Here is an 8,663-nt window from a genome sequence, read left to right as displayed (position 1 = left end):
ATATTTGTTATAATTTTATTCATAATTACCTTCAACATTATCTTTATTTTATCTCTATCCATATTAATTTTATCCTTAACCCCCAATATTAGCCCACTTTCAAAGTGTATATCAAAAATCAAAGCACCTTAATTATTATTGACTTTTGTATATTTTGGTAGTATATTAACTTTAGATGGAATTTCATAAGAAATTTGTAAAATATTTTATGAAAATATGTTGACTTTTAATGTAATTTTTGCTATTATTTAATTGTAGTTATGTCGAATTATGGAATTAAAGGAGGAGAGCACAAATGAAATCTACTGGTGTTGTTCGAAGAGTGGACGAGCTGGGAAGAATTGTAATTCCTATAGAATTAAGGAGAACTTTAGACATTGCTGAAAAGGATGCCTTAGAAATATATGTTGATGGTGAACAAATTATATTAAAGAAATACGAACCAGCATGTATTTTCTGCGGTGATGCAAGGGATGTAGTAAATTACAGAGGTAAAAATATTTGTAAGAAATGCTTAAATGAACTAAGAGAAGGCAAGTAATATCTATTAAAAAAGCTGATATGGAAATTTCATATCAGCTTTTTTGAAGTCCATTTATATCTATAATACACTAACTATCTATCACCATAAATATAAAAAAAAGACATAGCTAAACTCTGTAAAATACCACTGAAATTTAACTATGTATGTATATTTTTTATTTAAATATGTCTAAATTCCTAAATATATTAATATTATACTTTATTGACTACCTGACCCTTCTTCCACCGCTAAAATCCGATCTATAATCCAAAGGATCTATGGATACATTTCTTCCGGTTCTAGGAGCATTAATAAATGATCCATTACCCACATATATTCCCACATGATGTGCCGGTGAACCGAAAAACACCAAATCACCAGGTTGAAGCTGACTTCTAGACACAGGCACTCCAACATTTTGCTGTGCCTGTGAAGTTCTTGGAAGATTAATTCCGAAATGCGCATATACGTAGTAAACTAACCCCGAGCAATCAAAGCCCGATGGTGAAGTTCCTCCCCAGACATAGGGAACCCCTAAAAAATTAGAAGCATATGCTACTATTGCATTTGAAGATACTGATGCGCTTCCACCTCTTGAAATACTCTGATTTGAGCCAGTAATTCTTGGTGCCGCATTTCTAATCTGCTGTACATTATTTGCTGCCGAAGCAATTAGCCTTGAAGTTTCTCCATCTGCTGCTGCAAGTTCCTTTTCTTTAGCGTCCAAAGATGTTATCAATGCGGTTTGACTGTTTTTATCGCTTTTAAGCTTGGACAATTTTTCTTCATTATCGGACTTCAATGCCAAAAGCCTTTTATTTTCACTATTTAATTTTTCCTTTTGGGCAGATAATTCTTCTTTTTTATCTGTTAAGTTCGATATAACGCCCTTGTCAAACCCCATCACTTTTGCTACATTATCCAATCTAGATATGAAATCATTTAAATTGTCAGCGTTTAGTATTACACCTAAATAACTATCCACGCCATTTATGTACATAGCCCTTACTCTTTGATTAAATACTTTCTGCTGGCTTTTTATATCCTTTTCCGTTGACTCCATCTTCGTCTGCGTGTTTTCTATATTATCAGAAACTTTGCCAATATCTTTTTTATTATTGTCAATTTGCTGTATAACTTGTCCTATCTCATCATCTAATTTTTCAACTTTAATCTCCAAATCCTGTTTTTGCTGTTTAACTTGAGTCAGTGAACCCGAATTACCCGATGCTGCAAAAACACTTGTCCCTGTTGACAATGCCAATGTTAGAGCCATTGCAACAGATAAGGTCTTTCTATTCAATTTATCTACCTCCTACTAATATATTTTTAAATTACCCCTTCCAAATTATAAATTTGGGCTCCCACATTAAATAAATTTAAAATGATACTCCTAGGAGCATAATTTTAAATTTAAAAGTAACATATGTTTATTATAGCATTAAATCATAGTATATCTCAACGCCTGTAATAAATTTTTCTTAAAAATATTAGATTTCTTTAATAAAACCCGGTTATTTATTGAAAATCTGATTGTTTTTAAGTAATATTATTAACAACATGGAAATTGTGTCCAGCACCATCTTGCATTCATTTTCAATTATTGTAAATTAATAGAATGGATATATATGTCAGATTTAGAAACATTTCTATCCTTAGCTACTTTTTTCACGGATTCTTTCTTGCTCAATCCTACATCCATATACATTTTTATATGCTCTTCTATAGACAAATTTATCCACTTTTGTCTTTTTTCTCTCATAAATTCTTCTTCACTTTTGCCCTTTACTACAATTACAAATTCTCCTCTTATCTCTCTATTTTCATAATAATTTAGTATTTCCTCTAAAGTGGATCTCAATATTTCTTCATGAATCTTAGTAAGCTCTCTACAAACAGCTGCATATCTATTACCCAAAGCAGTTCTCATCTGTTTTAAAGTATTCAATAATCTATGTGGAGCTTCATAAAATATCAGTGTTTCTCTTCTTTCAGCCATATCTTCTAAAATGCCCATCTTACTTTTAACATCTCTAGGCAAAAAACCAATGAAAATGAATTTTGAAGTATCTAATCCTGAATAAACTAAGGCTGTAGTAACAGCAGTAGCTCCAGGAATTATTTCAAAATTCATTCCATATTTTATACAATTGCGCACCATAATGCTGCCTGGATCCGATATACCAGGGGTTCCGGCATCACTTATCAAGGCTATGTTATATCCATCTTTTAATTTTTTAATCAGTTCCATAGATTTTTCATTTTCATTATATTTATGATAGCTGACAAGTGGTTTTTTTATATTAAAATGATTTAATAATTTCAAACTGTGCCTTGTATCCTCAGCAGCTATTAAATCCACATTTTTAAGTACCTCTAATCCACGTAAGGTTATATCCTGTAAATTACCTATAGGAGTTGCCACCAAAAAAAGTTTCCCCATCATCTGCCATATCCTTTCTTACCTCTTCCATATATTTTATCTATTTCATCTGTATAACTTCCGTCCAATTTATGTACATACAGCGGTGCATCCCATTTTAAAAAACGGCCCGCATTGTTCTGTCCTTTTATTAATACCATATTGGGAGCTTTGTTTATATTGGGATGAACCATCCTTATAAATTTAGGCTCAATCTTATATTTCCTCATAGTACATATAATATCTGCAAATCTATCAGGTCTATGGATCATATAAATCTTTCCATTATCTTTTAAAACAATTTTAGCAGCTTTTATAACATCCTCTAGATCGCAGCAAATTTCATGTCTGGCAATGGCATCCTCGTCTTTTAAACTCACAATTCCAGAATCCTTTAATTTATAAGGTGGATTTACAGTAACTACATCAGCTTTAGGTAGAGTTTTTAGATATTTCAAATCCTTTAAATCTCTATGGATAAACTCAATTTTCCCCTGTACATCATTTAATTGCACAGACCTATTGGCCATATCTACCATGTCTTTTTGTATCTCTATTCCGATTATTTTACCCGCAGGTGTTTTTCCCACCAGTATAAAAGGAATTATACCAGTACCGCTGCATAAATCTATTACACTTGCATTTCTCTTTATATCTGCAAAATTAGCAAGCAAAACTGCATCTATTCCAAACCTAAAGGTACTTTTTTTCTGAATTACATATAGTCCCTTTAATTGCAGATCATCTAAGGTTTCATCTTCTTTTAAGAAAGTACTATTCAAATTCAATACCTCATTTCTAATCTAACTCACAGTTTTCACTATATCAAAAATTTTCATTACTTGATATTTATAATTATGATTTAAATAAATAACACTGTCAATCCACTGTTTTTTTAAAATACTCTAAAATAAAAATCCCTAGATAAACATTCCAGGGAATAGTAGCTCCATTTTACTTATTACTTTTTGTAGTATTTTGACTTTCTGTGTTATCTTTACTTCCAGAGGACTTTGAACTTGAACTGTTATTTTCAACTGCATTAAATTTGCTGTTTAATATGATTACATCCACCCTCCTATTTTTAGCCTTTCCTGTTTCATTAGAATTATCAGCAATAGGTCTGTATTCACCATATCCAATTGCTGAAAGCTTTTGAGGTTGAATTCCGGATTTTGCTATAAGAAATTCAGTAACATTGGATGCCCTATCACAGGATAATTTCCAGTTAGAAGAGTATTCACTGTTACTAATAGGCACATTATCCGTATGTCCTTCTATTCTGATATAATTACCCAATTGATTCAAAATCTTGCCCATTTCCGTAAGCTCCTGTTGAAATTGTGGTTTTATATCCGCTTTGCCTGTATCAAATAATAAAGTATCATTCATGCTCACTACTAAGCCTCTTTCGTCTACAGTAGTGGATACGTCTTTACTCATTCCATTTTCCTTAAGATATTTATCTACTTGTGCTTTTAATTCTGATAATTTTTTTTCTTCATCTTGCGTAGAATTCAAATTATCCATTTTGTTTACATTTTCCTTAATACTGGGATTATCCTCACTGCCTATTATAGTTTTGCCTCCTCCCATAGCCACACTTAGGGATTCAGAAAGCTGCTTGTATTTGGTCTGATCTACCTGGCTCATGGAATACATAACAACAAAAAATATCATAAGCAGTGTTATCAAGTCAGAATAAGTTAGCATCCATCTTAGGCCCTCTGGCTTTTTTCCCGGCTTCCTCATTCTTTTCATATCTCAGCCTTCCCTTCTAATGCCTCATATCTCAATAACTCCTCTTTATTTAAGAAACTCTTTAATTTTTCCGCTATCGTATTTGGATTTATTCCCTCTTGAATATAGAGCACACCTTCAATAATAAGTGTCTTTTCTTTTACTTCTCTCTCATCTGCCTGTTTCAGCCTACTTCCTATAGGAAGCCATAAAAGATTTGCAGATCCAATACCATATAATGTAGCTAAAAATGCCACCGCTATTTTTGGTCCTAAGGTAGAAGTATCCTCCAAATTTCCTAAAACATGAACCAGTCCCATAACTGTACCTACAATACCCATAGTAGGTGCATACCCGCCCGCACTTTCAAATATATCAGCACCTTCTCTATGCCTTTCAGACGTAGAATCAAGTTCTAATTCCAATATGCTTCTCACAGCCTGCGGATCCACTCCATCTACAACAAGCTGAAGACCCTTTTTTATAAAAGGATCCAAATTTGGATCATTAGACACTTCGCTTTCTAGGCTCAATAATCCATTTTTTCTTGTTTTGTAGGATACATCCTTAAAATATGAAATTAAAGCTGGTAAATCTGTTTTTCTGGGATTAAAAAGCACCTTAAATATTTTGGGAATTCTTTTTAATATATCCATTGGGAAAGATAGTCCTGTAGCACCAATTGTTCCTCCAAAAACTATTATGGCTGCAGTAGCTCCTAAAAGTGCAGTTGCCTGTCCACCTTCTATTATATAACCAACTACTACTGAAAGTATCCCAAAAAACAAAAATATAATAACAGATATATCCATTTTTTCTCCTCCATCTAGTTAATTTAATCCTCGCCTTTAGTTTACACTTATTATGTCTATATAAATATTCGTATAAAATTTTATACTCTTTACCGTTAATGTAACATTATACGAAGATATAAATTTATTCATATCTGTTAATTTTTTAACGTTCATAGTACTTACACCTTTTATCCTAACGCTCCCTCTTTATTATAAAATCCAAAATTCAAAGTACAAGGTGCAAAGAACAAATATCAATTAAAGAGCATTTCCTGTTAGCGAACACCATCTGAACCTAAGAATCACTTGATAAATTAAATACTTGTCCAAATTAAAAAGACCACCATATTTAGGCAGCCTTTTTAAAGATTAATCCTCTTGAACTGGTGCTCCTACTGGACAAACATTAGCACAGTTTCCGCACTCTATACAGGTATCTGCATCTATTACAAATTGGGTATCCCCTTGACTTATAGCATCAACAGGGCATTCTGAAGCACATGAGCCACAACTTACACAAGCATCTGTAATTTTATATGCCATTTACGTCACACCTCCTTATGATCTTACAAGTTATTTATCCTATCCCTTGCTATTCTATCATATTTATAATTACTTTTAAAGAGAATTTTATAATACCATATACCCCATATCTTCAAGACATTGGATTATTTTATCCTTTGTTACAAAATAATTATCATATACTATGCTTACCTCACTCTTTTCTTTATTTATCTCAAAAGCAATAATTCCTTCATTATTAGAGATACAATATCTTATTTTATTAACATCCTCAGCAGTACGCATATCAGAAATTTTAAGTACAGACTTCATACGCCACCTCTCTACTCTTCCTTAAATAATTGTTTAATTACATCTGAATTTTCATTTCCCACATCAACTTCTATTTCCTCATCATTTATACTACCCTCAAATCCACCCGAAACCATTTCAATTTGATTTATCAATACTTCTTTTATCATATCCTCACCATCTTCATTTTTTATTTTAACTTTAACACTTTCCTTCACTACAGAATTACTCATAACTTCTCCCCTGCCATAAACCGTATTTACAACAGAACCTTTTTTCGGCAACCTTTGTCTTATTTTTTCATAAGCATCCTGCTCATAATTTAAACAGCACATAAGCCTTCCACATATGCCAGATATCTTAGTAGGATTCAAAGATAGGTTCTGTTCCTTCGCCATTTTTATGGATACAGGTACAAAATCTCCTAAAAATGCAGAGCAGCACATAACCCTACCACAGGGCCCCAACCCACCTATCATTTTTGCCTCATCTCTTACCCCTATCTGTCTAAGTTCTATTCTAGTTCTAAAAATCGAGGCAAGATCTTTCACTAATTCTCTAAAATCCACCCTTCCATCTGCAGTAAAATAAAATATCACCTTATTGTTATCAAATGTGTATTCTACATCTATAAGTTTCATTTTCAAGTTATGCTGTTTAATTTTTTCTAAACATATTTCAAAAGCTTCCTTTTCTCTTCTTTTATTATCATCATGTTTTTTTACATCCTCTTCTGTAGCTATTCTTAAAACATTTTTAAGAGGTGGAATTACATCGCTTTCATCTATATTTTTAGGTTTTATGACACATTTGCCAAATTCCATTCCCCTAGCCGTTTCCACTATTACATTATTTCCTTTTTGTACATTTAAATTAGCCGGTGAAAAATAATATATCTTACCTGCTTTTTTAAAGCGTACACCTACCACCATTACCATATTTCATTTATACCTCCTGCATTTTCACCAACATAGAATCAAAAACTAACGCTGGATTCACATTTTTCTCCAGTTTCTCTCTCGTATTCTTGACAATATCAATAATATCATTTAATTTATTAAATGAAAACATTTCTCCTATAGTCTTTATACATTCAAATTTATCCGCATTTATAATCAATTCTTGATTACCCGTTTCTTTATATATAAATACATCACGTATATATGATAAAATACAAGTAAGTGCTTCCTGCCATTCATCTTTCATATTAACCAAATAATTAGAAAATTTTAAAGAATACTCCAAATCATTATCCTTCAATTCTTTAAGCATATCTATAACGGTATCTCTTATCTCACATAAAAAAGAATCTGAAATGAATTTTTCTGCTCTTCCTGGTATCCCATCACTAAAAGCCAAGACAGCCTTAACTTCTTCTCCAGATAACTGGGGAAATCTATTTTTTAAGAATAGAAGCATATCCTCCTGACTTAATCTGTTAAATTTATACACCTGACATCTTGATTTTATTGTATCTAAAATACCATCTAACTTTTCACATAAAAGTATCATAAAACTTCCTGAAGGCGGTTCCTCTATAGTTTTTAACAATGCGTTTTGAGCCGCCTCCGTCATTTTATCAGAGTTATATAATATTATTACCTTTTTATCACCTTCATAAGGCTTTTTATTTATCTCTTCAACTATATCTTTTACTTCTTCTATCCCGATGGATTTTCTGCCTTTAGGTATTTTAAATTCAATTATATCAACATAAGGTTTTAACTCATTTTTGCCCAGTACCCTTATAGCCATCTCTTTAGCAATCATACTCTTTCCTATACCATCTTCTCCCACCAAAATATGAGCATGTGAAAATCTATTTAACTTTATAGAATTTGTTATCTGTAACTTTATACCCTGATGTCCTATTACTCTATAAGAGTCCACCAAATATTCCTCCCGTTAGATCTTTATAAATTTATCTACATCTACCACAAATATATTAGCTCCTCCAACTTCCACCTCCACAGGATATGGCATATATACACCTGTAGAACTAGCAACAGATGAAGGAGTTGTTATAATCTGCTTTCTAGTTTTACATACTTCTTCTATATGTCCTATTACTTTATCTACACTCTCTTCTTCAACACCTATTATCAAAGTGGTATTACCTGCCTTTAAAAAGCCTCCTGTAGTAGCAAGTTTAGTTACTTCAAATCCACCTTCTGTCAAAGTTTCTAGCAAATCGCCAGCATCGTCATCTTGAACAATAGCTATAATTAACTTCATGAGGTTTCCTCCTTCTCACTTTTTTTTATCTAAGGATCACTTTTTAAATTAACATAATAATTATAACATAATTTTGTCACATTATATGATCTCGGATCTTAATTCTAGTATATTCCTAAATTTCTTTATATATTTA

General features: G+C 32.0%; 11 protein-coding genes. 1 reads left to right on the top strand and 10 read right to left on the bottom strand.

Annotated elements, in window-relative coordinates; all coding sequences use genetic code 11:
* The first annotated feature begins 295 nt into the window (after window positions 1–295).
* The gene (locus J5G60_RS14425) at window positions 296–541 is read left to right on the top strand and encodes an AbrB/MazE/SpoVT family DNA-binding domain-containing protein (RefSeq protein WP_150358710.1); all 246 of its coding nucleotides are present in this window, start codon (window positions 296–298) and stop codon (window positions 539–541) included.
* A gap of 208 nt (window positions 542–749) precedes the next feature.
* On the opposite strand, the gene J5G60_RS14420 is transcribed toward J5G60_RS14425, so the two are convergent.
* The 10 genes from J5G60_RS14420 to J5G60_RS14375 form a co-directional block, all read right to left on the bottom strand.
* The gene (locus J5G60_RS14420) at window positions 750–1,826 is read right to left on the bottom strand and encodes a C40 family peptidase (protein WP_150358709.1); all 1,077 of its coding nucleotides are present in this window, start codon (window positions 1,824–1,826) and stop codon (window positions 750–752) included.
* Window positions 1,827–2,123: 297 nt separating this feature from the next.
* The gene (gene rsmI, locus J5G60_RS14415) at window positions 2,124–2,969 is read right to left on the bottom strand and encodes a 16S rRNA (cytidine(1402)-2'-O)-methyltransferase (RefSeq protein ID WP_150358708.1); all 846 of its coding nucleotides are present in this window, start codon (window positions 2,967–2,969) and stop codon (window positions 2,124–2,126) included.
* Window positions 2,966–3,727, bottom strand: a complete 762-nt coding sequence (locus tag J5G60_RS14410) for a tRNA1(Val) (adenine(37)-N6)-methyltransferase (protein WP_150358707.1) — start codon at window positions 3,725–3,727, stop codon at window positions 2,966–2,968. The genes rsmI and J5G60_RS14410 overlap by 4 nt, the downstream gene beginning before the upstream one ends.
* 172 nt (window positions 3,728–3,899) lie before the next feature.
* Window positions 3,900–4,706, bottom strand: a complete 807-nt coding sequence (locus tag J5G60_RS14405) for an OmpA/MotB family protein (protein WP_150358706.1) — start codon at window positions 4,704–4,706, stop codon at window positions 3,900–3,902.
* A complete protein-coding gene (locus J5G60_RS14400) occupies window positions 4,703–5,497 on the bottom strand; it encodes a flagellar motor protein (RefSeq protein WP_150358705.1) in 795 nt (264 codons plus the stop codon). Before J5G60_RS14400 ends, J5G60_RS14405 begins: the two co-directional genes overlap by 4 nt.
* Window positions 5,498–5,848: 351 nt before the next feature.
* Complete coding sequence (locus J5G60_RS14395) at window positions 5,849–6,022, bottom strand: DUF362 domain-containing protein (RefSeq protein WP_106010910.1); 174 nt, start codon at window positions 6,020–6,022, stop codon at window positions 5,849–5,851.
* 87 nt (window positions 6,023–6,109) lie between these two features.
* Window positions 6,110–6,313: a heavy-metal-associated domain-containing protein gene (locus tag J5G60_RS14390; protein ID WP_150358704.1), complete on the bottom strand. Its 204-nt coding sequence runs from the start codon at window positions 6,311–6,313 to the stop codon at window positions 6,110–6,112.
* A gap of 11 nt (window positions 6,314–6,324) precedes the next feature.
* Window positions 6,325–7,230, bottom strand: a complete 906-nt coding sequence (locus J5G60_RS14385) for a PSP1 domain-containing protein (protein WP_150358703.1) — start codon at window positions 7,228–7,230, stop codon at window positions 6,325–6,327.
* Window positions 7,231–7,237: 7 nt separating this feature from the next.
* Entirely contained in the window at window positions 7,238–8,182 is a 945-nt protein-coding gene (locus J5G60_RS14380) for a DNA polymerase III subunit delta' (RefSeq protein ID WP_150358702.1), read from the bottom strand.
* A 15-nt stretch (window positions 8,183–8,197) separates the two neighbouring features.
* The gene (locus J5G60_RS14375; protein WP_150358701.1) at window positions 8,198–8,527 is read right to left on the bottom strand and encodes a cyclic-di-AMP receptor; all 330 of its coding nucleotides are present in this window, start codon (window positions 8,525–8,527) and stop codon (window positions 8,198–8,200) included.
* Window positions 8,528–8,663 lie beyond the last annotated feature (136 nt).

Source organism: Clostridium sp. HV4-5-A1G (assembly GCF_900184915.1).
In the GTDB taxonomy this organism is placed as follows: domain Bacteria; phylum Bacillota; class Clostridia; order Clostridiales; family Clostridiaceae; genus Clostridium_B; species Clostridium_B aromativorans.
Note: the sequence above shows the minus strand (reverse complement) of the source record. Positions and strands in the feature narration are given on the sequence as shown.

What these genes read in the sequence shown, in the direction of transcription:
- J5G60_RS14425 (WP_150358710.1), top strand. Translation starts at nt 296, where the DNA reads ATGAAATCTACTGGTGTTGTTCGAAGAGTGGACGAGCTGGGAAGAATT.
- rsmI (WP_150358708.1), bottom strand. Translation starts at nt 2,969, where the DNA reads ATGATGGGGAAACTTTTTTTGGTGGCAACTCCTATAGGTAATTTACAG.
- J5G60_RS14405 (WP_150358706.1), bottom strand. Translation starts at nt 4,706, where the DNA reads ATGAAAAGAATGAGGAAGCCGGGAAAAAAGCCAGAGGGCCTAAGATGG.
- J5G60_RS14400 (WP_150358705.1), bottom strand. Translation starts at nt 5,497, where the DNA reads ATGGATATATCTGTTATTATATTTTTGTTTTTTGGGATACTTTCAGTA.
- J5G60_RS14395 (WP_106010910.1), bottom strand. Translation starts at nt 6,022, where the DNA reads ATGGCATATAAAATTACAGATGCTTGTGTAAGTTGTGGCTCATGTGCT.
- J5G60_RS14390 (WP_150358704.1), bottom strand. Translation starts at nt 6,313, where the DNA reads ATGAAGTCTGTACTTAAAATTTCTGATATGCGTACTGCTGAGGATGTT.
- J5G60_RS14385 (WP_150358703.1), bottom strand. Translation starts at nt 7,230, where the DNA reads ATGGTAATGGTGGTAGGTGTACGCTTTAAAAAAGCAGGTAAGATATAT.
- J5G60_RS14375 (WP_150358701.1), bottom strand. Translation starts at nt 8,527, where the DNA reads ATGAAGTTAATTATAGCTATTGTTCAAGATGACGATGCTGGCGATTTG.